General features: G+C 64.5%; 21 protein-coding genes, 1 tRNA gene, 1 pseudogene and 1 other annotated feature. Of the genes and pseudogenes, 11 read left to right on the top strand and 12 right to left on the bottom strand.

The features are described 5' to 3' along the window. Positions 1–4 precede the first annotated feature (4 nt). Both dnaB and D8M36_RS09570 read right to left on the bottom strand, forming a co-directional pair. Entirely contained in the window at positions 5–1,360 is a 1,356-nt protein-coding gene (gene dnaB, locus D8M36_RS09575) for a replicative DNA helicase (protein ID WP_034371573.1), read from the bottom strand. 72 nt (positions 1,361–1,432) lie between these two features. Further along, the gene (locus D8M36_RS09570) at positions 1,433–1,717 is read right to left on the bottom strand and encodes a GNAT family N-acetyltransferase (protein ID WP_126848525.1); all 285 of its coding nucleotides are present in this window, start codon (positions 1,715–1,717) and stop codon (positions 1,433–1,435) included. Between the two features lie 559 nt (positions 1,718–2,276). Here D8M36_RS09570 and D8M36_RS09565 point away from each other — a divergent pair. From D8M36_RS09565 to D8M36_RS09555, 3 genes and pseudogenes are all read left to right on the top strand, one after another. Beyond that, positions 2,277–2,609 (top strand): hypothetical protein, encoded by a 333-nt coding sequence (locus D8M36_RS09565; RefSeq protein ID WP_126848523.1) that lies wholly within the window; start codon positions 2,277–2,279, stop codon positions 2,607–2,609. Between the two features lie 36 nt (positions 2,610–2,645). Further along, positions 2,646–3,913, top strand: a pseudogene (locus D8M36_RS09560) (IS3 family transposase). After that, positions 2,927–3,055: a sequence feature (AL1L pseudoknot), on the top strand. (Overlaps the previous pseudogene by 129 nt.) A 374-nt stretch (positions 3,914–4,287) precedes the next feature. After that, positions 4,288–5,796: a pyridoxal phosphate-dependent decarboxylase family protein gene (locus tag D8M36_RS09555; RefSeq protein WP_126848521.1), complete on the top strand. Its 1,509-nt coding sequence runs from the start codon at positions 4,288–4,290 to the stop codon at positions 5,794–5,796. A gap of 8 nt (positions 5,797–5,804) precedes the next feature. Here D8M36_RS09555 and D8M36_RS09550 read toward each other — a convergent pair whose 3' ends face one another. From D8M36_RS09550 to D8M36_RS09520, 7 genes are all read right to left on the bottom strand, one after another. Beyond that, a complete protein-coding gene (locus tag D8M36_RS09550) occupies positions 5,805–6,818 on the bottom strand; it encodes a hypothetical protein (RefSeq protein WP_126848520.1) in 1,014 nt (337 codons plus the stop codon). Between the two features lie 26 nt (positions 6,819–6,844). After that, on the bottom strand, positions 6,845–7,615 hold the full coding sequence (locus D8M36_RS09545) for a DsbA family protein (protein WP_126848518.1): 771 nt from the start codon (positions 7,613–7,615) through the stop codon (positions 6,845–6,847). Positions 7,616–7,689: 74 nt separating this feature from the next. After that, positions 7,690–8,214: a GNAT family N-acetyltransferase gene (locus tag D8M36_RS09540; RefSeq protein WP_126848516.1), complete on the bottom strand. Its 525-nt coding sequence runs from the start codon at positions 8,212–8,214 to the stop codon at positions 7,690–7,692. A 41-nt stretch (positions 8,215–8,255) separates the two neighbouring features. Continuing rightward, positions 8,256–8,822 carry an isochorismatase family protein gene (locus tag D8M36_RS09535; protein ID WP_126848514.1) on the bottom strand — a complete coding sequence of 189 codons (567 nt, stop codon included), beginning with the start codon at positions 8,820–8,822 and terminating at the stop codon, positions 8,256–8,258. Between the two features lie 233 nt (positions 8,823–9,055). Continuing rightward, entirely contained in the window at positions 9,056–10,309 is a 1,254-nt protein-coding gene (locus D8M36_RS09530; protein WP_126848512.1) for an ATP-binding protein, read from the bottom strand. Positions 10,310–10,650: 341 nt separating this feature from the next. Beyond that, positions 10,651–12,351, bottom strand: coding sequence for a hypothetical protein (locus D8M36_RS09525; protein ID WP_193877147.1), 1,701 nt, complete (start codon positions 12,349–12,351; stop codon positions 10,651–10,653). 394 nt (positions 12,352–12,745) lie between these two features. Next, a tRNA-Ala gene (locus tag D8M36_RS09520) sits at positions 12,746–12,818 on the bottom strand. A 120-nt stretch (positions 12,819–12,938) separates the two neighbouring features. Here D8M36_RS09520 and D8M36_RS09515 point away from each other — a divergent pair. Next, complete coding sequence (locus tag D8M36_RS09515) at positions 12,939–14,321, top strand: MATE family efflux transporter (protein WP_126848510.1); 1,383 nt, start codon at positions 12,939–12,941, stop codon at positions 14,319–14,321. An 18-nt stretch (positions 14,322–14,339) separates the two neighbouring features. Here D8M36_RS09515 and manA read toward each other — a convergent pair whose 3' ends face one another. After that, positions 14,340–15,539 (bottom strand): mannose-6-phosphate isomerase, class I, encoded by a 1,200-nt coding sequence (manA, locus tag D8M36_RS09510; RefSeq protein ID WP_126848508.1) that lies wholly within the window; start codon positions 15,537–15,539, stop codon positions 14,340–14,342. A 94-nt stretch (positions 15,540–15,633) separates the two neighbouring features. Here manA and D8M36_RS09505 point away from each other — a divergent pair, with 94 nt between their 5' ends. Next, positions 15,634–16,635: a LysR family transcriptional regulator gene (locus D8M36_RS09505; protein ID WP_164497591.1), complete on the top strand. Its 1,002-nt coding sequence runs from the start codon at positions 15,634–15,636 to the stop codon at positions 16,633–16,635. Continuing rightward, a complete protein-coding gene (locus tag D8M36_RS09500) occupies positions 16,632–17,135 on the top strand; it encodes a hypothetical protein (protein ID WP_126848504.1) in 504 nt (167 codons plus the stop codon). The genes D8M36_RS09505 and D8M36_RS09500 overlap by 4 nt, the downstream gene beginning before the upstream one ends. On the opposite strand, the gene D8M36_RS09495 is transcribed toward D8M36_RS09500, so the two are convergent. After that, positions 17,132–17,956: an alpha/beta hydrolase gene (locus D8M36_RS09495; protein ID WP_126848502.1), complete on the bottom strand. Its 825-nt coding sequence runs from the start codon at positions 17,954–17,956 to the stop codon at positions 17,132–17,134. The two genes, D8M36_RS09500 and D8M36_RS09495, sit on opposite strands and share 4 nt — an antisense overlap. A 92-nt stretch (positions 17,957–18,048) precedes the next feature. Between D8M36_RS09495 and D8M36_RS10495 the strand changes: the two genes are divergently transcribed. Genes D8M36_RS10495 through D8M36_RS09475 form a run of 4 tightly spaced genes read left to right on the top strand, consistent with a single transcriptional unit; the run spans position 18,049 to position 22,468 of the window. Further along, positions 18,049–18,258, top strand: coding sequence for a type II toxin-antitoxin system HicA family toxin (locus tag D8M36_RS10495; protein WP_074299468.1), 210 nt, complete (start codon positions 18,049–18,051; stop codon positions 18,256–18,258). A 5-nt stretch (positions 18,259–18,263) separates the two neighbouring features. Further along, positions 18,264–18,656: a type II toxin-antitoxin system HicB family antitoxin gene (locus tag D8M36_RS09485; RefSeq protein ID WP_126848500.1), complete on the top strand. Its 393-nt coding sequence runs from the start codon at positions 18,264–18,266 to the stop codon at positions 18,654–18,656. 48 nt (positions 18,657–18,704) lie between these two features. Beyond that, positions 18,705–20,666: an ABC transporter ATP-binding protein gene (locus tag D8M36_RS09480; RefSeq protein WP_126848498.1), complete on the top strand. Its 1,962-nt coding sequence runs from the start codon at positions 18,705–18,707 to the stop codon at positions 20,664–20,666. Next, positions 20,663–22,468 carry an ABC transporter ATP-binding protein gene (locus D8M36_RS09475; RefSeq protein ID WP_126848496.1) on the top strand — a complete coding sequence of 602 codons (1,806 nt, stop codon included), beginning with the start codon at positions 20,663–20,665 and terminating at the stop codon, positions 22,466–22,468. The genes D8M36_RS09480 and D8M36_RS09475 overlap by 4 nt, the downstream gene beginning before the upstream one ends. On the opposite strand, the gene D8M36_RS09470 is transcribed toward D8M36_RS09475, so the two are convergent. Beyond that, positions 22,465–23,625, bottom strand: a complete 1,161-nt coding sequence (locus D8M36_RS09470) for a glycerate kinase (RefSeq protein ID WP_274542652.1) — start codon at positions 23,623–23,625, stop codon at positions 22,465–22,467. The genes D8M36_RS09475 and D8M36_RS09470 overlap by 4 nt on opposite strands. A gap of 117 nt (positions 23,626–23,742) precedes the next feature. Between D8M36_RS09470 and D8M36_RS09465 the strand changes: the two genes are divergently transcribed. Next, the gene (locus D8M36_RS09465; protein ID WP_126848492.1) at positions 23,743–25,083 is read left to right on the top strand and encodes a M20/M25/M40 family metallo-hydrolase; all 1,341 of its coding nucleotides are present in this window, start codon (positions 23,743–23,745) and stop codon (positions 25,081–25,083) included. The last annotated feature ends 9 nt before the right edge of the window (positions 25,084–25,092 follow it).

Below are 25,092 nucleotides of genomic sequence, written 5' to 3'. Positions count from 1 at the left end.
CTCGCTACTGCGCCATGTCCTTGAAACGCGAATAATGCCCCTCGAACGCCACGGGGATGGTCTTCGTTGCGCCGTTGCGGTGCTTCGCGACGATGAGGTCCGCCTCGCCCGCGCGAGCCGATTCCTTCTCGTAGTAGTCCTCGCGGTGGATGAGCACGATGAGGTCCGCGTCCTGCTCGATCGAGCCGGATTCGCGAAGGTCACTCATCATGGGCTTTTTGTCGGTGCGCTGTTCGTTTCCGCGGTTGAGCTGCGAAATCGCGATCACGGGAACCTCGATCTCCTTCGCGAGGAGCTTGAGCGCACGCGAGAATTCCGAAACCTCCTGCTGGCGCGACTCGACGCGCTTGCCGGAGCTCATGAGCTGCAGGTAGTCGATCACGACCAGTTTGAGATCCGCCTTCTGTTTGAGGCGGCGGCACTTCGCGCGAATCTCCATGAGGGTCATGTTCGCCGAATCATCGATATACAGCGGCGCATCCATGAAGCGAGTCGTGGCGCGCGCAAGGCGCTCCCAGTCCTGATCGTCCACCGTGCCGTCGCGAAGGCGGCTCATCGGCACCTGCGCTTCGGCAGCCATGATGCGCATCATGATCTCTTGGCGGTCCATTTCGAGGGAGAAAATGGCCGACGCCATCCCGTTGTGGATCGCGGCGCTCCTCATCACGTCCATGCCGAGAGTCGTCTTACCCATCGCAGGGCGCCCCGCGAAGATGATCATCTGCCCAGGGTGCAGGCCCTGGGTCAGCTCATCGAACTCCGCGAATCCCGTGGGCACGCCGTTGACCTGCCCGCCTCTGGACTGGAGCATCTCGATGAAGTCCATCGTCGGCTCAATCACTTCGGAAAGCTTCACGTAGTCCTCGGACTTCGTGCGGTCCGTGACCGAGTACACCTGCGCCTGCGCTTCGTTGACGGCGGCATCAACCTCGCCGCCATCCGCGGCGAAACCAAGCTGCACGATGCGCGTGCCAGCCTCGACGAGCCTACGGAGCGTGGCCCGCTCCGCGACGATCTCGGCATAGAACCCCGCGTTGGCGGCCGTCGGAACCGCATCGATCAAATCGGCGAGGTACGGGGCTCCGCCGACCTTCTCGAGGTTGCCCTTCTCACGCAGCGCATCGGCGACTGTCACGAAGTCGGCCGGCTCCCCGCGCCCGTAGAGGTCGATGATTGCCTCGTAAATGAGTTCGTGCGCGGGGCGGTAAAAGTCGTTGCTGCGGAGCTTCTCGACGACGTCGGCGATCGCATCCTTCGACAGCATCATGCCGCCAAGAACGCCCTGCTCAGCACCTAGATCCTGCGGCGGGAGGCGGTCCATTCCCTGATCGGGACCCGGTTCCAAAAGGGCGCTCGACATACGACCTCCTCAAGTCTCGGTGTGACTGCCCCGAGGCGGGGCATGAATGCCCCAGAATCCTACCGTGAAGCGCTACTCGGCGACGAGGTCGCGTGCTTCCGGATTCTTCTCAAGCCAACCCTGCACGTAGGGGCACACGGGGCGAACCTTCACGCCGTGACGGCGCGCATGTTCGAACGCGGCGGCGGTCACCTCGCCCGCGATGCCTCGCCCGCGAAACTCCGGATCGGTCACGACATGCGTGGCGACGAAAATGGCGCCATCGCTCTCGCGGTCGTATTCGAGGTACCCCGCTTCCACGCCACCTTCCGTGGCAACGAAGCGCTGCTGGTCAGAAAAATGAGTCACGGTAGCCATGCCTTAAGTGTCGCAGGAGTGCGCGGTTTGCAACAGGTTTTCGCTCATTTTGGGCCGCGGATCCCGAGTCACGAGCGGAGCGTGTGTAGCTCATTCAGTTCCGACGCTTGCCGGGCAACGCGTGGACTCGCGCTCGAGTTGCTTCCTTCCCCCCCTCTCTCCAGGTCCCCACGACGCTTCGCCATCTTTGGGGCACACCTCGAGCCTCGGTTGTTCTTGGTGGGCCTATCCACATTCGTGAATTCGTTTCGATTGGCCGTTTGTCGATCGGTGGGCTCAGTATGCGGTGGATTGTGCTCCACAATCTGTTTTATCCACAAATTATTCGGGTTTTCCACGGTGTTTTCTGGATTGCTGGGTGTTTTCCACATACCGCGTTCACCAGGGCCTTCACGTGGTGAGGGTGGCGAGTTTAAATGTCTCACCCCTCTTTTAGGCTCGAGTTGTCTCGAGAAAGGAAAGAGTCGGGTTTAAATGTCTCACCCTCGCTTTAGGCTCGAGGCATCACCACACAGAAAACCGCATCAAAACCCGGTTGAGAAAAAGGAAGGGGGGAGCAATGACCAGCACAGTGTTAGACCACGATGCCACTACAGGCACGAGCAGCACCGCTACGGGCGCTGCTACTGTCGCGGCCGCGCCTTCCTCCCCCGCCATCGTTCCTCTCGACGACCCCGCCGCGCTCGCTGATCTCACCCAATTGGAGGTTCCTTCGCGCACGGACGTGCTGCAGGGTCTGTTTGCCGGGTCGAAGGGGTGGCAGGCCGCGCTGATGGGCATGCTCGAAACCTTCCCCACTGCCCCCGCCACGCCCTCTCGTTCTTTTGATGCGCCAGGTGACGCTCACTCGGCTACGACTCCCGCACGTGTCCTTGTCTCGCCCCGGGGATGATGGAGACAGTGAAGCCACGGAAAGGACTTCCCTGTCATGCCTGCACCACGCAAGTACCCCGACGAGCTGCGCGAGCGAGCGGTTCGCATGGTCCTCGATGCCCTGGAAGACGAACCCGGCTCGCAGCGAGGAGTCTTCCGCCGAGTCGGTGAGCAGCTCGGCATCAACCCCGAAACGCTGCGCGGCTGGGTCCGTCGAATCCAGATCGACGCCGGCGATCGCCCGGGCACGACCACCGACGATGCCAACCGCCTGGCTGAGCTGGAGAAAGAAGTCCGCGAGCTGCGACGGGCCAACGCGATCCTGAAATCGGCCTCGGCTTTTTTCGCGGCGGAGCTCGACCGCCCCTGTCGCTGAGCTGCTCATACATCGACGAGCACAAGGAAGAGTTCGGAGTCGAGCCGATCTGCCGGGTCCTGCAAGAGGCAGGACTGCAGATCGCTCCGAGCACCTACTACGCCCGAGGCCGACGCCCGCCCTCGGCACGGGAAGCCCGCGATGAGGTCTTGAAAGAGGAGATCGCTCAGGTGCATCACGAGAACTTCGACGTGTTCGGGGCCAGGAAGATGCATATCGTTCTCAACCGTGAAGCAGACACCCGAGGCCGGGGCCACGTCGCCCGCTGCACGATCGAGAGGCTGATGCGTGATCTCGGCCTGCGCGGGATCCGCCGGGCGAAGGAGCCGAACACCACCCGCTCAGCACCTCGCCAGCAGTGCCCGCAGGACCTGGTCAACCGGCACTTCCGGGCCTTCGCGCAGAATCAGCTATGGGTCGCGGACATCACCTACGTCCACACGTTCACCGGCTGGATCTATGTCGCGTTCGTGACCGACGTGTTCAACCGCGAGATCGTCGGCTGGCAAGTCTCCCGGTCCCTGCACACCGACCTCGCTCTGGATGCGCTGAAGATGGGCATCTACCTGCGCGGACGTGATGGCCAGGACCTCTGCGGGCTGATCCATCACTCCGATCGAGGAGTCCAGTATCGAGCGATCCGCTATGGCGAGGCTCTGGCTGAACAGGACGCTGTTGCCTCGGTCGGGTCGAAAGGCGATTCCTACGACAACGCGCTGGCCGAGGCCTTGAACTCCTTGTTCAAGGCCGAACTCATCCGTAACCGCGGCCCCTGGACCGGGATCGACGACGTCGAGATCGCGACTGCCGAGTGGGTCCACTGGTTCAACACCTACCGACCGCACGGTGCGCTCGATGGTCTCACTCCGCAGGCGTACCGGGCCAGCCAGCTCGAGGCATCCACCGACTCGTCAGAACCCGTCCCCGTCCTCCTGGACGCCAGATAACCCGCCCTCCACCAAACCCGGGGCTTGACACCGTCACCACCACAACCACCGGCACCACAAGCCACCACCACACAACCACCAGCACCACACCCCACACCACCACCTGGACCACCCCAAACAAACGCACATACACCAGCACCACCCCCACATACGACACCTAAACCACCCGAAAACCACGAGGAAGAACACTCACAACAAACACGAGAACCAGAGGAAGCGGCCGTGCGGCCATAAGCGGCACGCCGCCATGAGCGCGAGGACACCAACGCCAATCGTGGAGATTGTCCGAGGTGCGAGAGCCGCCCTCGGCATCGGAGCGATGGGGCACCTCAGTTCTGCCACGGGTCCCGGCCCGCGCGCCTAGGATTGGAGGCGTGAGCACTAACGAACAGAAGAATGAGCTTCAACAGGGCGCGGGCGAGCGTCGGAACGACAACCCGGATGCCAACGCACCCGCTGAATCCCCCTCCACCGCCTACGCCACCCGGCGTCCCAGCCGCATGCTGTCAAGCGTGTGGGGGGATGAGCAGCACGCCGTCGAGGCCGCACAGAAGTGGGCGCGTGAACACACGGCTCTCGCCCATGATCCGAAGGCGACGGCACGCTCCGCAGCCGAGCTTGACGAAGCCGTCAAGGCGCTGGCCGGCGATATGATCACCGAAGAGGGCATCGGCGCCGATCGAGCCCTCGAGATCTACGAGAACATTCTCATCCCGGCGACCCGCGCCGCCGATGACCCCATGAACCTCGCTTACATTCCCGGTGCCCCCACGCGCGCGGCCGTGGCCTTCGACAACGTCGTGAGCGCCGCCAACGTGTTCGGTGGCGTCTGGGAGGCCGGCGCCGGCGCTATCTGGGCCGAGAACCAGGTGCTGCGGTGGCTCATGGACCTGCTCGGTTGGCCAGAAGAATCCGCTGGCGCCTTCGTCTCGGGAGGCACAAGCGGCAACCTCTCCGCGCTCGCGACGGCACGCGAGAAGGCCCGCGAAGAATGGGCCTCGAGTGGCGTGTTTATCGACGGTCGCCCCACGACGGGCTTCAAGGTTGCCTGCGCGAGCAGCGCCCACTCGTCGATCCGCAGTGCAGCGCGCCTCCTCGACGTCGAAGTCGTCACCGTCCCCGTGGATGAACGCGGCCATTTGAGCGGCCCCAACCTCGCCCGCGCCCTCGACGAGAACCCGGGCGTCTTCGCGGTTGTTGCCTCGGGCGGCACCACGAACGCCGGCATCGTCGACGATATTCGCTCCGTCGTCGAAGTCGCGCACGCGCGCGGCGTGTGGGTGCACATCGACGGCGCCTACGGCGGCGCCGCCCTCGCGGCCCCAAGCGCGCGCCCCCGCTTCGACGGGATCGAGGAAGCCGATTCCTTCATCGTCGACCCGCACAAGTGGCTGTTTGCCCCCTATGACTGCTGTGCACTCGTATACCGGGATCCGAGCCCCGCCTACCGCGCGCACTCTCAGCACGCCGAATACCTGGATTCGATCGTGAGGTCCGACGCCAACCCGAGCGATCTCGCGGCCCACCTTTCGCGTCGCACGCGCGGCCTCCCGCTGTGGTACTCGCTGCTCACGCACGGCACGGCGAAGTACTCCGAGGCGATCGAAAAGTGCCTCTCCACTTCACGCGCGGTGCGTCGCGGCATCGACGATATCGAGCACCTCGAGATGGTGATCGAGCCCGAACTCAGCGTTCTCGTGTTCCGCCGCCCCGGTTGGACCGACGAGCAGTATCACGCGTGGTCGCAGCGCATGGCCCGCGACGGCGTAATCCTGTGCATCCCCACAAAGCACAGCGGCGAGACCGTGCTGCGGCTTGTGTTCGTGAACCCCGATACGGAAGCAGACCGCGTAATCGCGGTCTTGCGCGACACGATGGCCTAACGCCCCTCTCAGCGCGAGTCCGCGAGCGCAAGGCTCTCGAATTCGGCGAGCGCCGTTTCATCGGCATCACCCGCTGCCCGAGCCCGGGCAATGCGGCGCAGCATCGCCTCACTCTCGCGGGACGCGGCAGAGTCTCGGCCTTCGTCGATCATGTGGGCGAGCACATGGGCGCGAGCGTGGAGCGCCGAAACGGTGGCATCGCGTCGCAAATCAGGTGTGCTGTCGAGATCGTCGGCAACGCGCTCGGCGAGACGCGCAACCTCGGCATACGCGGCGCTCTCGGCGCGCTCACGCCCCGCCATGCTGAGGGCCTGTGCGCGTACCCGCTCGGCGTGCCACTGCCCCGCGAGGTCACGAGCGCGGTCGGCAAGAATTTTCGCGCGATTGACGGGGATGAGCGCTTCACCGGGATTCCCGAGCGCGAGCTGGGTAATCGCGATCGACGACCAGGCGTGAAAGCGCACGTGCACGCCGTGAGCACGGGAGGCATTTGCCGCAATAGCCGCAAGCGGCGCTTCCACCTCATTCGTCATGCCCGCGACGAGCGCCGTGCGCACGAGAGTCAGCCCCAGCTCGACCACGACATCGGGAATGCTGGCAACGCCGCCGCTCTCTCGCGCGGCCTCACACCACGAAAATGCTTCCGCGGCGGCAGCGTAGGCCTCCGTCGGACCAAAAACATGTGCCCGCCGGCCCCCGCGCGCCCCGCCCGGGTCCACTGCCGAGAGCGCAAAGCGCTGCAGCAAGGCGGCGCGAAGATGCTGGTCAGGACCAGAAAACCCCGGGGCGGAAGCGAATCGTTCAAGGGCGGCATGGCAGAGCGCTGCCGAGGGCGCCTCGGGCGCGGTCACGAGCTCGACCGCGCGCCTTTCAAAGGAATCCGACGCTTGCCCCGCACACCATGAGTCCACGCGCGCACGCCGCTCACGCGCAAAAGCCCGCCGATCGGCCACCGCAAACAGCGGCACGTGCCATGTGAAAAGCGAGCCGGCATCGCATTCGTGCGCGGCTTGCTTCTCCATAGCTGCAGGCTATCAATCGTAGATTTTTACTTCTTTGCCTTCGCGGCAATCGCCTTCACGAGTTCGACCTTGAGCGTTCCCGGCTGCTCGCCGTCGCCCATCCACTCCTCGCCGTCGATGTACACGGTCGGGGTACCGACCTCTCGTTCTTGGCCAACCTCTTCGACGGTCGCCACGAATTCGCGGTACTTCTCGTCGAGAACTGCCTTCTTGACCTCTTCGCTCGCACCGGCCTTGACGGCAGCCTCGGCCACCTCGGCAGTGTCGGGAGTGTGATCCTCGGGCGATTCCGGCTGAAGGGCGAACATTGCCTCGTTCACGTCCCAGAACAGCTTCGGATCCTCGACCCACGAAGCGACGACAGCGCTCGCCGTGTCGTTCGAGAACGTGAGCCCCGTGCGCTTGTCGAGCATCGGGCGCGGGTAGACGCGATAGGTGATGTATCCCTTCTCGACGAGTTCGCGAATGTCCTCATCCTGCGCTTCGGCAAAGAGCTTGCAGTGAGGGCAGCGGTAATCCACGAGCAGCTCGACAACGGGCCCCTCGGAATCCGGGTTGAACTCGAGGTAGGGCTTCGATTCGTCGAACGGCACGCTCACGGCAGCGCTCTGCGTGGGCGACGGCAGGGCGGGGGCAGCGTCGGAAGCGCCAGAATCCGACGCTTGCTTGCCTTCCTTGCTTTCTGAGTTTCCACACGCCGCAAGCAGCAGCGTGGCGGCAACACCACCCGCAGCAAGCACGCCGCGGCGGGTCGTCATGAGAGGCTTCAATTCACGCGAGTTTTTGTGACTGGTCATGGGCCTATTGTGACGGCTCCACCCCGGGAAGGACGGGGACTCATGGGACCTGAGACAAAAATCGTGAAAAGTGTTCACGATGTGAGCGGCGGGGGGAGCGGAGCGCCGCGCTCACGTAAAGCTGGAAGTTCCATGACGATAGCTTCGTGGCGAAGGCCCGAATCACTGATCCACTCTTTCGTTTCCCCCGTGCGCGCGTACCCAAGGCGCTCCCAAAACGGGAGGACCTCGGCGTTGGTGTCAACAACCGTGAGACGCCACCGCCCCGGAAACTCGGCGCGAAGTACTTGGTGAAAGGCACGGGCGAACCCACGACCTTGATGGCTTGTGCGCAGCTGAAGAAGGCCGAGATACGTGATGTCCGGAGACGGCCACCCCACGACAAACGAGGCGACTCCCGCGAGTTCGTCGTCGACCAACAGACCCATAACGTGGTGATCATCGGCGCCCACCTCGGGCGGTTTGTCGTTCAGGAGCGAGGTCGCAGTGCGGGAATCGGCTTGCTCGCCGTTGACGCGCATCGCGTAGCCGCCGTCATCCCGGAGAACGCGAAGAATCTCGTCGCTATCGGTCGAATCGAGGGAGCGAACCACGAGCATTGAGGATTGCTCCTTTCTCGCGGTTGTTGAGCGACTGCCGACTATGCCGCAGGGCCGACAAAATCGATCGCTGCCGCGGCGATCACCTCGACATCACGACCAGGGGCGGACGTGTGTGACCACGCCATGTTGAGATAAGCAATGGCCTCTTCTGGCCCGATAGGGGCGCCCCACTGTCGCATGTCCTCGGTCGTGTGCGCGTCCGAGACGAGGGTGACGTCGTAGCCACGAGCGAGACCCCCGTGGATCGTGCAACGGATGCAGGCGTCCGTCATTGCACCACACACGATAATTTTGCCGGCATCGAGTTTCGCAAGCTCAGCCTCGAGGGTCGTGTCTTCGAATGAGTCGCCGTAGCGCTTGAGGACTCGTGGCTCGCTTTGTTCGGGTTGAAGCTCGGCGGCCACTAGCCACACGTCGCTGCCTTCTGGAAATTCGTCGCTGCAATGCTGCACCCAGACCACAGGGGCCCCAGCCTCCCTCGCCGAAGTCACCAGGTCGTTGATTCGGTCGACAACGGCGTCCCGGTCGTGACAGGAGGAAAGAACACCCGTCTGGGCATCGACCACCACAAGCGCAGTCTCTTTGCGGCCTTTAAGAGTGCTCATCCGCTCGATCCTTCCTGCGGCTGCACGGTCGAAGTTCGCTTGGGCCTCACACGACAAAAAGTAACTGCGCATAGCTGGGAAGTGACCCAATGAATACTCTCGGTCGAGGCACGGGGGATGACAGCGCATGCGAAAACCCCAGGCACGCCACACGCCTGGCGCTGCCTGGGGTCTTTCCTTTCCAGTGGACCTAGCGGAAGGCTTGTCGAAACTCGTCTGCGGGGTGGCAACACTCAAGGCCCCAGTGCGGTGATCGGTACGACACAGACGCCGTCGGGACGCTTGTAGGCATAGCGACCGCCTGTCACCACCAGGAGGGCGACAGGCGCGCCGTGGCGATCGTGATCAATCTTGGCGGCCATGCGCAAGAGCGAGTCCGCTGCCGCATCCGCCGCGGCCTCGCCCAACTTGACCTCGATGCCCGCCCATCGACCGTCGGGCAATTCAAGCACCGCATCAACCTCGAGCCCGGTCTGGGAATCACGCCATGATGACAGCGTGGCGCCCAACGGTTGTCCGTAGACGCGGAGGTCGCGCATCACGAGCGACTCGAAGTGGAGGCCAGCGGCGCTCAAGTCCCGACGCAGATCATCGCTCCCGACCCCCAATGCGGCCGTGCCCAATGAAGGATCGACAAAGTGGTGGATGGCCGCGGCACGCAGTCGCGTCCGCGAACGCATGTGGGGACGCCACGCCGGAATCGGTTCGATCAACATGAGTCGGTCCAGAGCGTCGAGGTAGTTGGTCAGGGTCTCGGCGGCGACACGACCCCGGGCACCGCCCACATCCACAGCCAGGGAAGAGAGTTTCAGAGGCGTTGCAGCGCCACGTCCGAGCGCTGAAAGAAGCCTTTCCACATTGCCAGGGTTCCGGCGGGGTCCGAGTCCAGGAACATCCACCTCCGCGACGGCGCGCAGATAGTCTCGCAGCCACAGCGACGCCTCGTGCTCACTGACATCCAGTAGGTCAGGCCAGCCGCCAATGACGATGCGCTCCAGCAGGTCTCCCACGGCCAACCCCGCGCCTGCCCCGGCGGGATCCTCCCCCTCCAGCAGTCGCCGCAGACTGACTTCGCCGGTGGAGTGCCCTGTTTCGAACAGGCTCATGGGACGCATCCGCAGTCGGGCGATCCGTCCGGCGCCAGAGTGCGTCTTCACATCGTCCCGGGGGCGGGACGAGCCGGTCAAGACATAAAGGCCCTTCCCGTCATGATCGTCGACTGCACGGCGCACCAGGTTCCACAGCTCCGGGGTCTCCTGCCACTCATCGAACACGATGGGGGTCGGATTGGTGAACAGTTGCCCGGGCGCTACCTCCAGTGCGGCACGAGCGGCCCGATCAACGTCCATGCGGAGCACCGTGCGCGCGACCTGTTCAGCGGTCCTCGTCTTCCCGACCGCCTTGGGTCCGTCGACGAGCACCGCCCCCATGGCCGCCATGCGCGCCATCAGCTCACCATCCACGACGCGAGATCGATAATCCGTCATGTCTCAACTCTATAATTGGTCACCCGTGAAGTCGACGCTTCGTCGAGCGCGGACGGCTTGCGGGTCGGTGCTGGCCTGTGACGATACGGATCTGCGCGTCCTTGACGCAGAGGGCAGCCGCCTCCTGACGAAACAGGGGCTCCTGAGAGGCTGGGATGACTCAGGATGCCCCAGCCCACGTCACCACAGAAACAAAACTGCCCCGCCATCAGGCGGGGCAAGTTTCGATTCTCTCGTCACACTGCTGGAGCCTTGGAGGTCTGTGTCGAACTCCGAGTCTCGGGCGATCACCTCCTGATCTCCCTACTTGGACCACGACAACCGAACTCGCGGCTGGAGAACTAGTCTTCCGCGATACGGCTCGTCTGCGAGGGCTGCTCGATCGCTGCCGGTGCCGGGATCGTGGGGTGCCCAGCCTCGGCGAGGACTGCCGCAAAGCTGTCGATGTCCTCGTGCACGGCGGCGTCCGGGAACATCCAGTGGACGTCCTGCTGCTCGGTGAGCATGTCGATACTCGACCGGACGACAACTTCGCGATTGGAGCGAAAGCGCACGAACTTCACGTCGCTCAGTAAGTAGACCGGGCCTAGTTCACCTTTCCGCAGGAGGTCTCTCGGATCGGCTGTGATAATCCGACGATCGGTGACCGCCACGAGAGTGCTCGATGCGAACTGCTCAACGACTGCGCTGATCTTGCTTGGCACAAGCGTCTCCCAGGTCGCGTCAATCCGTTTGGCGAGAATAGCTGACCCGAATCCGGTGAAGGGGTGTGTCCCCACTTCGTGCGGGAAAGCCACGCTGCGAAGCGTCTCACCATCCTCAAGGAACCACCTGAGGATACGCAGGTAGGGATCCAGGTCGAGCCCCTCGGGTGCGCACACGGCCACCGGTACCGCTCGCATCTCAGCTGCTGGCTGGAGTAGGTCGGCCAAGGGTTCTATGGCTTCCAGGAGCTGCCTGCAAGTGAGCTGGGACGCCTTTGCATCCTTCCTCTTCTTCGTGAGAGGCACGGTGGCGCGACCGGGGAGTTCGGCGATGATCCGCAACTCACGCACGAGTGACTTGGTCAACGAGCGGATTTCAGAGAGCGACTCTTCGATCTCGACGGGGGTGTTCCCGACGATTCGGTCGAAGAGCTGCGCTTCACTCTCATCGTTGGTGCCTCGTGTTCTGGCGAGGGCAGCCCGGACAGTTTGGTACTCCGCGTGAGTCTTGAGCGAGCTGAGGAGCGCGTAGGTATCGAAGACGATTGCTTCGGCGTTGGATTCGAGGTGCTGGCGGCGAGCACGACCGTCCAACTTCCCGAGTTCCTGGACATGGTCCGCCACATTCTTGCGGTATAGCTTCAACTGCTTGCGGATGTTGGGACCACTGGGAGCAATGGGCTCCCATACAGAATCCGTAACGGAGCCGAGTTCGCGGGTCTCCTTGACTGCCTCATCGACGGACTCCGCTAGCCCTTCAAGCTCTGCCCATTGCTCGTTTCGGATGGCCTTGAGCGTCTGCGTCGTAAGCTGAATGTTGGAGCGGACGAGGCCCGAAATCTCACCGAGCTGCATCTGGAGGGCGATCATGGCGACGGCCGGGCCGATGGCTGCGATCGCGGTGGCGGCCGTCATCGTCTGGGGGATGAATCGCGCCTGCGCGACCAGTTCACCGTTCTTGAAGATCGCCCCGAGCTGGGCACCGTCCTTCGCGGCCATCTGACCGCCGCTCTTCAGCAGAGACAGCGTCGCATCGTTGACGCGGAAGAGGCCTTGCGCGCTCGACACAGCCTCCGCGACGTTCCCGACGATCGTGCCTGCGTTGCCGAATGAACCGAGAGCGGTCGACAGCTGAGCGCGGTCGAAGGACGGCACCATGTCAAGGCTGATGAGTTCAAGACCGTCGGGGACTTCGCCGAATACGACTGCGACGCCTGGCGTCACCTCGACGAGGGTCGTGGACACAGCGAGTTCAAGTGTGTCAGACCCGGTCTGACCGTCTTCCTCGGTTGGCCAGTCAACGGCTTCGTCGCCGCCGGACTTGTCGCGCTCGCCCATGTGCTCTCTCCCTCTCGCCCAGGACTATCCCACCGGCGCTCAAGCCCAGTATCGCACCCACCGCCGACCAAGCCTGGGACGACTCTGTCTCAGAGCGGACACGCCAGGGGGCCGAGAGCTACTGTTCTTGGGCGCTCAAAGGGGTTGAGGTGTCCCCTCAATGCGCTCGGTCAGCCTCGTCGGGAAGGCGCAAAAGTGCAATGCGACGCGGCGCTGCTTCGCGGCTTGGGACAGATTGCGCCACGCTGGGGCGAGGTGGATTTCGCACAAGTGCATATAGAACTGAACCGGCAACACCCAGACGGTCTGCCAGAGGGGAGGATAACCGCTCACACTGCCCAAACGAAACGATGGCGGCCCTAGAAGGAGCCGCCATCGTTGTACAGGGTTGTTGTGGAGCTAAGGGGAATCGAACCCCTGACCTTTTCATTGCGAACGAAACGCTCTACCAACTGAGCTATAGCCCCTGAACCGGATCCACTTTACCGCACGAAGCAGCGCTCATCGAATTGAGGCCGTGACTTCCTCGTCACGTTTGGTGCGCCTGGCGCTCGAGTGCGCGCGGATGCGCACCGTAGCATCGACGCGTGAGTTCTTCTGCCCCCACCGATTCGCCTCAGCCCCGAACCGATGCGCGCGCAATCCTTGCACTTGCGATTCCGGCCCTCGGCGCGCTCGTGGCCGAGCCGCTCTTTATTCTCGTGGATTCGGCGTTCGTGGGGCACGTGTCCACTGCAGCTCTTGCCGGCCTCTCGATCGCCTCGACGATCCTCACAACGGTCGTGGGCCTCGCGATCTTCCTCGCGTATTCCACAACGGCAGCGGTTGCCCGCGCCGTGGGGGCGGGTGACCTCACGAAAGCGCTCACGAAGGGCATCGATGCCACGTGGCTCGCGGCTCTCATCGGCCTCGGGTGCGCGCTCGTGCTGGGCTTCGGCGCGGACGTCGTGATCGGCTTCTTCGGGCCCCGAGCGGAGGTCGCGCACGAGGCGGCCACCTACCTGCGCATTTCCGCTGCGGGCCTTCCAGCGATGCTCATGATCCAGGCCGCCCTCGGGCTCGTGCGCGGTCTCCAAGACACGCGCATCACGCTCATCATCGCGGGCGTGGGCGCGGTGCTCAATGTGCCCATCAACTGGGCGCTGATCTTCGGCCTTGATCTCGGTATCGCGGGCTCGGCGATCGGCACGCTCATCTGCCAGTGGGGCATGGCGGCGTGGTACATCGGGATCATCGTGCGCGGGGCCCGACGCCGCTCGGTGAGCCTCGCCCCGAACTTCTCGGGCGTGAGCTCCGCGTGGAAAGAAGGGCGCTGGCTGTTCATCCGCTCGGTCACCATGCGCGTCGTGCTCCTCACGGCCACGGCCATCGCGATCAAGCTCGGCGAGGTCACGCTCGCCGCGCATCAACTCATGAACTCCGTTTTCTCCCTCACGGCCCTCGCCCTCGATTCCCTCGCGATCGCGGCGCAAGCCCTCACCGGTAAGCATCTCGGGGCGGGCGACCGCAAGAGCGTCGAGTCCGTGACGCGTACGCTCGTGCGCTGGTCTTTCGTCGGCGGGCTCGCCGTCGCCGCCGTGCTCCTTCTCGCGTCGTTCGTGCTCCCCCAGGTGTTCACGCCCGATCCCGCGGTGCAGCGCTCACTCACGTGGGCACTCGTGGTTTTGCTCGTCGCGCAGCCACTCGCCGGGTACGTTTTTGTGCTCGACGGGGTCTACATGGGCGCGGGCGACGCTCGCTATCTCGGGCTCGCCGGGCTCGTCACGATGGGTGCGTATCTCCCGTTCGCCCTCGGGCTCTGGTGGGTGTCCGACGCCGGCCTACTTCCCGCCGATTCCCCGTTCGCACTGGCGCTCCTGTGGGCGATCTTCACGTTCGTGTTCCTGGCCTCGCGCGCCGCGACGCTCTGGTGGCGCGGCCGAAGTGACGCGTGGATGCACCTTGATGAACACGAGGGCGCCGAGGCGTAGGCGAGCGTCGGAACTGGCCTACGGCACGCTCGCTTGCACGAGCCGGCCGTGCCCACGCACCGTGAGCGCGCCTTCGTGCGCGGCAATAAAAACGGCCTCGCCGCGCTCAAGTGTGTCGCTGCCCGCGGAGGTGCCGAGCGTAAGGGGCCCGTCGAGGCACACGACGATGCGCGGGCCCGTGCCCACGAACGTTTGGGCTGACGAATCATTGCGGGATTCGCTCGTGAAGCTTGAGAGCTCGAAGTCGTCGATCGGGGCGAAGTATGCGCTCGTGACCTCGTTGAGTCGCTCGGGCGCAATGCGAATCGGCGGGGCGGCGCTCACGGACACGCACTGAAGGAGTTCGTCGGCATCGACTTTCTTGGGTGTAATCCCCGCGCGCAGCACGTTGTCGCTCGACGCCATGATCTCGACCGCGAAGCCGCTCAGGTAGGAGTGGAGGGCGCCTGCCGGAACGAACATCGCCTCGCCCGGCTTAAGCGATACGGGGTTGAGCAGGAGAGTCGCGGCAACACCCGGGTCGCCGGGGTACTTCTCGTTGAGGAGCGCCACGGCGCGGTCGATGCGTGGCGAGGGCGAGGTGCGTGCCCGCAGGCGCGCGGCGCATTCCTCGGCGAGCGCAACGATCTCGCGCGGATCGGGGCGCATCGTGGGGGCCACCAGCATGCGGAACGCTGCCCGCATACCGTGCGCGCTCGGCTGGGCCTCAAGCAAGGCGAGTATGCGCTTCGCGAGCGGAGCCTCGAGCCCCTCGAGAATCGAAGCGGCCTTGCGCGGGGTGCGGAAGCCGCACAGCGCCTCGAAGGGTTCGAGGGCGAGTACCATTTCGGGCTTATGGTTTGCATCGCGATAGTTGCGCTCGGGCGAATCGAGCGCGAGGCCCGCGGCGTTTTCGGCGGCAAAGCATTCGCGCGCATGCTCTCGCGTGGGGTGCACCTGGAGCGAGAGCGGTTCCTTCGGCGCGATGAGCTTGAGGAGGAACGGGAGGGCGTTTCCAAAGGCGCGCGTGACGGGTTCACCGAGCATGCTTTCCGGGTGAACGGCAATCGCTTCGTTGAGGGCCTCGCCACTCGCCGAGAGAGTTGCGGGCGCAAGCGGGTGGGCTCCGAACCACAGTTCCGCCCACGGGGTGCCGTCGGCCTCAACCGAAAGGAATTCAGGAAGGTGCGTGGGCGAGCCCCACGCATAGCGCTGGAGATGGCCGCTGAGTCGCCGCATCCGGTGCCTCCCGAGTGAACCTGTTACGAGAATCAATCCTAGACGTAGCACACACCCCATAAGAAACCCTTTGGAGGCCTGTAGACTCGGGCGTATGGATCCTCGCAGACTCGTGATCTTCAACAGAGTGGTCACCAATGGCTCGATCGGCGCCGCGGCGCGTGAGCTTGGCTGGACCCAGCCCGCCGTGTCCCAGCACATCGCTGCCCTCGAAAAAGATACGGGCATGCAGCTCGTCGTGCGCGGCTCGGGCGGCGTCACCCCCACCGAGGCCGGCGCGCGCCTCGCCGTGCACGCTGCCGCGATTGCGGCGAACCTCGAGGCAGCGGAGACCGAAATGAACGACCTCGCCGCCCTCAAGAAGGGCCTCGTGCGCTGCGCGGCTTTTCCTTCGGCCGCCGCGATGCTGCTACCTCCAACCCTCGCCCGCATGGAAAAGGACTACCCCGGCATAGAACTGGGCTTCACCGAATGCGAGCCGCCCGAGGCACTCGAAGGCGTGCGCGGCAATAACTTCGACGTCGCGATGATTTTCCGCTACTCGCAAACCCCACCCGACGAGCACGAAGCGCTCGAGTGGACGCCGATCCTCGCCGACCCGGTGCGGCTCATTCTCCCAAAGGGGCATCCTCTCGCGAAGCGGGACGACATCAGCATGAAGGATTTGAACGGCGAGGCGTGGGTTGCCGGCTGCGATAGGTGCAGCGCGAACCTCCACCACCACGCGCAGGTCGCGGGCTTCACACCCGATATTCGGTACTGCACGGACGATTCGACGGTGGCCCAACGCCTCGTGGGGCACAACACGGGCGTGGTCGCCCTCCTTCCCGAGATCGCGCTTGAGGCCTACCCGAACGACACGGTCGTCATCAAGGAAGTGAAAGAGCTCGACAACCGCGTGATCGGCATCGTCAACCGCCCCGGCGCGCTCAAGATCCCCGCGATCGCGGCCTTCGTGAACACGCTTCGCCATAACGCGAACGCCCACGGGTGCACGCTCACGCACGCCCATGTGCACCTCGATACCGAGGACATCGACAATCTCGATGCCCTCGCGGATATTGAGAACAACGCGCGCGAGGAGACGCAGTCATGAGCACGCGCGGCTCTCACTCAAACCCGCCCGCGATCCGGTTGTGGCTGCGCACGGCCATGTTTCTGCTCGTGGGGGCGATCGCCGCGGCGATCTGTGCGTACTACGGGTGGTGGATCACGATGACGATCATCCTCGTGCCCACCCTGTTCTTCGCGTGGTGGGTCTCCCCCGCCCGCAAGGGTCAGCACACCCCGTGGCTCGACGCACTCACGCGCCGCGCCTCGGACCACGCGATCATCGTGTGGTCACCCGCCGATAAGCACAGCGCCCAAATCCAGATCGCGCTTCAGCCCACCGATCCGCGCACGACGTGGGTCAACTACCACCACGACACCGAGGCGTGGGCGTTCGCGCAGCAACACGGCGGTTTCGCGGCGCTCCCGATCGCTCTCATCGGCGAGCGGGTTCTGGAAAACGCGACATCGGGGCAGGTGTTCGACGCACTCGATAGCACGAGCCCCGAGAGCGCCAAGGACTCCGGCGAAACGCCAGAGCACTAGATCCACTCGAGGAAGCGGCGCACGTACTCGTCCCACACGGTCCATTCGTGGGCCCCGGGTGTGTATGTCACCTCGTGGGCATGACCGCGCTCTTCGAGCGCCCTCACGAAAGCACGCGTTTCCTCAAGCAGGAAATCTTCGGTTCCGCACCCGATCCAGAGCCGCGGAAGCGAGCCCGGCTCGGCCTTCCGCGCGAGCGCGTTGAGGTCGTCAATCGCGGGAAACGCGCCCTGCTCAACGCCCTCGAAGTACGGCTCGTACACGCTGCCCGCCTCGGGCGTGAGGCCCTGGCCCCATATGCGGGCGGGCATCGCATGCCCGAACTCGGTGTAGTCGCGTTCCGCGACCGCGAGCGCACCCGAGAATGAACCTGCCGCAGCGAAGCGCTCGGGGTGGTTGAGGGCAAGCTTCATCGCGCCGAAGCCGCCCATGGAGAGGCCAGCAACGAACGTGTCTTCGCGAGCCGTCGAAATGCGGAAGGTCTGGTTGATGAGCGCGGGAAGCTCCTCGCTCACGTACGTCCAGTACTTTTCACCAAGCACTTCGTCGGCGTAGAACGAGCGGCGCACCTCGGGCATCACCACGCAGATCCCCTTCGCGGAGGCGTAGCGCTCGATGCTCGTGCGGCGCGTCCAGCCCGTGCAGTCGTCACTCAGGCCGTGCAGGAGGTACAGCACGGGCACGCGTGGCTCGCCGCTCTCGTCGAGAGTGATGCCTCCCGCCATACCGATCTGGCCGTCGGTTTGCTGCGGGTAAAGCACCACCGCGCTCGTGCCCATCCCGAGTGCGGGCGAGTGAAAATCCATGCGTGAGTGAATCATGGCTCTAGCGTAGTCGCCGCTCCACACTCACACTGATCCACATTTGACTAGGGGCGCTAGTCTTGAACATCAAGGGGCACTAGATTTACCCTATGGTCAAGCCAATAAAGTACCGCGACGCTGCCAAGGTGCTTCGGGCACGAGGGTGGAGACATGACAGTACGCGTGGCTCGCACGAGAAGTGGAAGCACCCCTCAAACCCTTCCCCGATCATCCTTCCACCTCATCCAGAAATTTCACCGGGCGTCATTCGAAGCATCGCACGAACGCTCGGCTCCCAAGCACCGAAAGAGTGGAGGTAGCACTCATGGTGGCTTCGCCATTTCACGTCCTTGTTCGCCGCGAAGGTCGATGGTGGGTTGTCGAGATTCCGGCCCTCGATATCGCGACTCAAACACGCAACCTCAAGGATGCCCGCGCCGTCGCAGCCGAGGCCATCGGCCTTTACCTCGATGTCGACGAATCAAAGGTGACCGTCGATCTCTCGATCCAGCTTCCGCGCAACGTGAGCTCGACGTGGCAAAAAGCCCGCGACCTTGAGGAAGAGTCTCGAAAGACTTCCGCCGAGGCGGCCCGCCTCTCACGCGCTGCCGTCCGCACCTTGCGCGCAAGCGGCATGAGCCAACGCGACACCGCGGAGGCACTCGGCCTTTCGTATCAGCGCATCGCCCAGCTCGAGAAACAGACCGCTTCCACGTAGTGAAACAGCCCACATAAACCGGCAGTCGCCGGTAAAATCGTGCGGGCCATGCACAAAGATTCCGCGCCCTCGCACACGCATCCGATGATCCGGTTGTGGCGAATCGTTCGGCCCATACGCGTCCGTCTCATGCTCGGTCTCGTGTGCGCGATCGGCAGCGCAGTTCTCGGCCTCATGATTCCGCAGGTGCTCGAGCGCCTCGTGAATTCCGATCTCGTTGAAGGCGGAACCGCCGCGGCCGTGTGGACCGCGGGCGCCACCGTTCTCGCGCTCGGCATCTTCGAAGCGCTCCTGCTTTTCCTTCGCCGCGTGTTCGCCCTCGTGCCCGCAACCGGAATCGAACGTGACATGCGCACGGATCTCTACGACAAAATCCAGCACATGCCCGTCGCCTTCCACGATAGGTGGAGCTCCGGGCAGCTTCTCTCGCGCGCGATGAGCGACACGAACCTCATTCGGCGGTGGATCGCCTTCGGCGTGATCATGGGCGTGACCACCGCGGTCACCGTGATCGTAGGCATCATCCTGCTCCTTCGCTCGAGCTGGATTCTCGCCCTCGTCTTTATTGCCGCGGCGATCCCGATTGGAATTTTTTCGTTCCGGTTCAACCGCCAATTTTCCACTCTCTCGCGCCTCTCTCAGGATCAAAACGGCGATCTCGCCACCACAATCGAGCAGTCGGTTCAGGGCATTCGCGTGCTCAAGGCCTTCGGGCGCGGCCCCACGGCCCTCGAACAGTTCACGCATCAGGCCAACGAACTGCGCGGCACCGAGGTCAAAAAGGCCACGGCCATCGCCCGCTTCGACATGCTCATGTATGGCCTCCCGGAGATCGCCACCTCGGTGAGCCTCCTGCTCGGCATTTACCTCACGGCCCACGGCCACATGAACCTCGGCCAGCTCAGCGCCTACTTCGTGACGGCCGTGCTCGTCACGGGTCCCGTGCGCATGCTCGGCCAGCTCTTTGGCATGCTCATCAACACGAACACGGCCCTCGACCGCTACTTCGAAGTCATGGACGCCGCGAACACGATCACCGACCCCGATCACCCAAGAGTCGAACCCGGACGCACATTCGAGGGACGGCTCGCTCTCCACGACGTCCACTTTCGCTACTCCGATTCGCCGGCGCACATGCCCGACCTCCTCGACGGCGTGAGCCTCGAGGTCGAGCCGGGCGAGACGATGGCGCTCGTGGGGATCACGGGCTCCGGCAAATCCACCCTGCTCCAGCTCGTGCCACGCCTCTACGACGTCACATCAGGCCAGGTCACGATCGACGGCTACGACGTGCGCGACATCCCCCTCGACACCCTCCACAGCATGACGGCCTTCGCGTTCGAGGATGCGACGCTTTTCAGCGATTCCGTTCGCGACAACGTGCTGCTTGGGGCTCCCGGGTACGAAAGAACCGTCGGAACCGTGGAGTTTTCGAACCGGCTTTTTGGTTCCGACGGCACCGTGCCCCCATTGACGCGCACCTCCACGCGCAGTGCCGAGCTTGACGAGGCGCTCGACCTCGCCCTCGACACCGCCGACGCGCGCTACGCCTACGAGCTTCCCGAGGGCGTCGACACCCACATCGGCGAGGAGGGTATGAGCCTTTCGGGCGGGCAGCGCCAGCGCCTCGCCCTCGCACGCGCGATCGCGGCGAAGCCCACGGTGCTCTTGCTCGACGATCCGCTCTCCGCGCTCGATACGAAAACGGAAGAACGCGTCACGGAGCGGTTGCGCGAGGTTCTCTCCCACACGACCACGCTCATCGTCGCGCACCGCACCTCGACGGTAGCCCTCGCGGACCGCGTGGCGCTCCTCGAGGATGGCCGCGTCACGGCCGTGGGCACGCACACCGAGCTCATGGCCACGAGTGAACGCTACCGCTACGTGATCGCGAACCAGGAAGAGGAGGCACGCGGCAACCGGAACCTCACGCGCGTGGCAACGGAGACGGGAAGCCTCGAGGTTGCCGAGATTCGCGCCGCGGCCGAAGAGAAGGGAGGTGCGCGATGAGTCAGGTTGTCACCGACGAAAACCACGAGTTCACGAAGGAAGAAAACCGTGCCTCGCGCCAGCGTTCATTCGCCCTTCTTCGGGAACTTCTCGCACCCGAGAAAGCCTCGATCGCGCTGGTCGCCATCATGGTGGTGCTCGCGCAGGCCGCAGTCGTGGCCGGGCCCGCGATCCTCGCGTGGGGCATCGACCACGGTCTTCCCGCCCTCATCGAGGGCGACGCGCTGCCCGCACTCGGCGCGGCTGGCCTCCACGCGGCGTGTGCAATCCTCGCGGCGCTTCTCACGTTCGTCTTCACGCGCCAGTCCTCGGTGGTCGGCCAGCGACTTCTCCTCGAGCTGCGCCGCCGCGTTTTCCGGCACACGCAGCGCCTTTCCCTCGAGTTCCACGAGCGTTACACCTCCGGGCGTATCGTCTCTCGCCAAACGTCCGACATGGAGGCCCTGCGCGAGCTTCTCGAGTTTGGCGTGCCGATCCTCATCGGCTCGAGCCTCTCGATGGTTCTCACCGCCGCCTCGATCGTGGCAATGGACTGGCCCACGGGCCTCATCATGCTCGTGCTTCTCATCCCCTGCATTGCGCTAACTGTGTGGTTCCAGGTGCGCTCGCGGATCGCGTATCGCGGCATGCGCACCCACTCGGCTGCGCTCATCGTGCAGTTTGTCGAAGCGATGAACGGCATCCGCGCCGTCAAGGCCTTCCGCAAGGAGGAAGCGAACTCGCGCGAGTACCGGGCACTCGCGGAAAACTACCGCCGCGCGACCCTCAACTCGATCTCCGTGTTCGGCATCTACCAGCCTGCCCTGCGCTTGCTCGCGAATGTCACGGTCGCGGCAGTGCTGGTCGTCGGTGGCTTCCGCGTTCTTTCGGGCGATTTGAGCGTGGGCGTGCTCCTCGCCCTCGTGCTGTATGCGCGGCGCTTCTTCCAGCCGGTCGATGAGATCGCAAACTTTTACAACTCGTTCCAGTCGGCAACGGCGGCACTGGAGAAGATCAGTGCGCTTTTGTGGGAGGTTCCGACGGTTGCCGACCCGGACGCCGCGCACGCGAAATCCATCGCGAGCGGCCGGGGCGCCATCGAGTTCACGGATGCCGAATTTCGCTATAGCGAGGATGGCCCGCTCGTGCTCAAGCCCCTCGACCTCACGATTCCCGCGGGCCAGACCGTCGCGCTCGTGGGGCAAACGGGTGCGGGTAAGTCGACGATCGCGAAACTCGTTTCGCGTTTCTACGACGTTACGGAAGGCAGGGTTGAGCTCGACGGCGTAGATCTTCGCGACCTCACGAGCGAGGAACTCACGCGCAATGTCGTGATGGTGACGCAAGAGGCCTACCTGTTCAGCGGCACCGTTGCCGACAACATCGAGCTCGGGCGTCCCGGCGCAAGCCGCGAGGAAATCATCCGCGCGGCGAAAGCGATCGGCGCCCACGAGTTCATCGAAGCCCTCCCCTACGGCTACGACACGGACGTGAGCAAGCGTGGCGGCCGTGTGTCCGCAGGCCAGCGCCAGCTCATCTCGTTCGCGAGGGCGTTCCTCGCGAACCCGAACGTGCTCATCCTCGACGAAGCGACAAGTTCGCTCGACCTTCCGAGCGAGCGCCTCGTGCAAGAGGGCCTCACGAAGCTCCTCGGCAACCGCACGGCACTCATCATCGCGCACCGCCTTTCGACCGTGATGATCGCCGACCGCGTGCTCGTGCTGCATGATGGCGTCGTGGTGGAGGACGACACACCCGCGGCGCTCATCGGGAAGGGTGGCCGCTTCGCTGCCCTCTATCAGGCGTGGCAGGATTCGCTCTAAAACTCCTTCCCGAGCCTCATGAGCCGCATCGAGGTTGCCGCTGCACGCTCGAGGTTGCGCGGACCGTCATTGAGGGCCTCTTCGAGAGTCGTCACTCCCTGCACGATCGGTACGAGAGCGCTCACACCATGAGCGTAAAGCACCTCGGCGCCCTCGCCTACGCGCCCCGCAAACGCCACGCACGGCACGCCGTGGCGCCGTGCGAGAGCAGCGACGCCGGCGGGTGCCTTGCCGCTCAGGGTCTGCGCATCGATCGACCCCTCGCCCGTGATGACCAGATCGGCGCCCTCGATCACCTGCTCTAGCCCCACCGTGCGCGCGACGAGGTCGAAGCCCGGCTCGAATCGCGCGCCGAGGAACGCCTTGAGGGCCCAGCCGAGCCCTCCGGCTGCTCCGGCACCGGGTTCGCGTGCGTGTGAGCGGGCCCGAAGGGCGGGGTCCGACGCTTCCGCGGCCTCCACGAGTTCGCCCAGGAAATCGTCGAGCCTCGCCACCATCTCGGGCGTTGCCCCTTTTTGCGGCGCGAACACGGCGCTTGCACCGCTCTCGCCGCGAAGCGGGTTCGTGACATCGCACGCAACCTCGATGCTGACCCGCGAAAGCCGGGGATCGAGGCCGCTCACATCGATACGTGCGAGCCTTCCCGCGAGTGACGAGGGAGCGGGGTGAAGGGGGCAACCGTCGGAATCAAAAAAGCGCACGCCGAGCGCCCCGAGCATGCCCACCCCACCATCGTTCGTGGCGGACCCGCCGATGCCGATGATGAGGCGGCCACCCTCGCCGATCCGGTCGAGGGCGTACGCAATGAGCTCCCCCACGCCACGCGTATTCGCGCTCCACGGGTCTCGCTCATCGGGCGTGAGGTGCATGAGGCCCGCGGCGCTCGCCATCTCGAGGGCGGCGGTGGGCGGCTCCACTTCCAAGGCAAGGGCAAGCTCCGCGCTCACGGGGCGGCCGAGGGCATCGGCGACGGTGATGGGGTGGCGGGTGGCCTCGAGAGCGGAGGAGAGGGAAGCGGTGAATCCCTCGCCACCGTCGGACACGGGAATGAGCGTGCACGCCACTCCGGGAAAAACTGTGCACACCCCACGAGCGATCGCTTCCGCGGCGTCCCTGGCGCTCATCGACTCCTTAAAGGAATCGGGCGCGATTACCACCCTCACGGTGAGCCTCCCTGCTCCCGAGCCTTGACAACCTGGATTTTCCTCGACAGCTCTCTCACAGTGAAACTACCGCCTCTCCCGTGGACACCGTCAAGGGGGTAACGTGGAATTATGCCCCAGACTGAGACCCCCGAGTTGAACCTGCCCAGGAGCCCCCGCGACATCCTCGAGGCTCTCGTGCGAATCGACAGCACCTCCCACACCGGGAACCTCGAGACGATCACACTGCTGCAGCGGATCTTTGCGAGCAAGGGCGTGACGACCCACGTGTTCCGCGAAGAGGACGGTCTCGATGCGAACCTCGTTGCCGTATTCCCCGCGAAGGGGGAAAGCGCTGGCGACAGCACCGACCGGGCAGCAAAGGACGTGCTCGGTAGCGACTACGGCACGGGGCGCGGCGGCGTGGATCGACTCGAGGGCGAGAGCACGCCTGCACACGCGAGCGACGCCGCACGCCGAGGCATCCTCATCGCGGGCCACACGGACTGCGTACCCGTCACGGGACAAGAGTGGGTAAGCCCACCTTTCGAGCCGACCGAGCGCGACGGCAAACTCTACGGCCGCGGCACGGCCGACATGAAAGGCTACATCGCCACCTTCACGGCCCTCGCCGATCGTTTCCTCGCCGCCGACCTCACGGAACCCGTGTACCTCGCCGCGACATGGGACGAAGAAACGAGCTGCAACGGTGCGCGCGAACTCGTCAAGCAACTTGACACGCTCGAGATCGCACCACGGATTGCCTACGTTGGCGAGCCTACGATGATGGACGTCATCACCGCCCACAAGTCCATGAACTCCTTCGAGGCCGACTTCCGGGGCATCGCCGCCCACTCGAGCCTCCTCCCCCGCGGCCTCAACGCGAACCGCTACGCGGCGATGTTCACCACCTGGTTCCACGAAGAGATCATCGACCGCGGTATCGCCGAAGGCCCGAGCGATTCCGCCTTCCTCGTCCCCCACATCACGGGCGGCGTCAACCGCTTCGACGGCGGCAACGCGATCAACACGGTTGGAGCGCACGCGCACCTTCTTTTCGAATACCGCGCCCTCCCGAGCGACGACGCGATCGCGATCGCCCGCCGCATCCAGGCGAAGATCGCCGAACTCGACGAGGAAATGAAAAAAGCAGTTCCCGCCGATCCGGCCGATTCCGAGCAAGCGAAAAACGTGGGCGCGAGCCTCACGATCCGCACGCTTCTCTACCCGCTCGACTGCGGAACCGAGGGCGAGGCCGCACAGCTCGCGCGTGAACTCGGCGTGACCATCAGCCCCACGAAAGTCACCTACGGAACCGAGTCCGGCATTTACGAAGCTGCGGGCATGAGCGCCGTCGTCATCGGCCCCGGCGATATCGCCCAGGCACACGGCGCGAACGAATACGTTGCCCTCGACCAACTCGACAAGTGTGAAGCGTTCTTCCTCGCGCTTCTCGAGCGCCTGAGCAACTAAGACCACAAA

Source organism: Dermabacter sp. HSID17554 (assembly GCF_003989295.1).
GTDB classification, from domain to species: Bacteria; Actinomycetota; Actinomycetes; order Actinomycetales; family Dermabacteraceae; genus Dermabacter; species Dermabacter vaginalis.
This window is presented reverse-complemented; position numbering and strand designations above follow the sequence as displayed.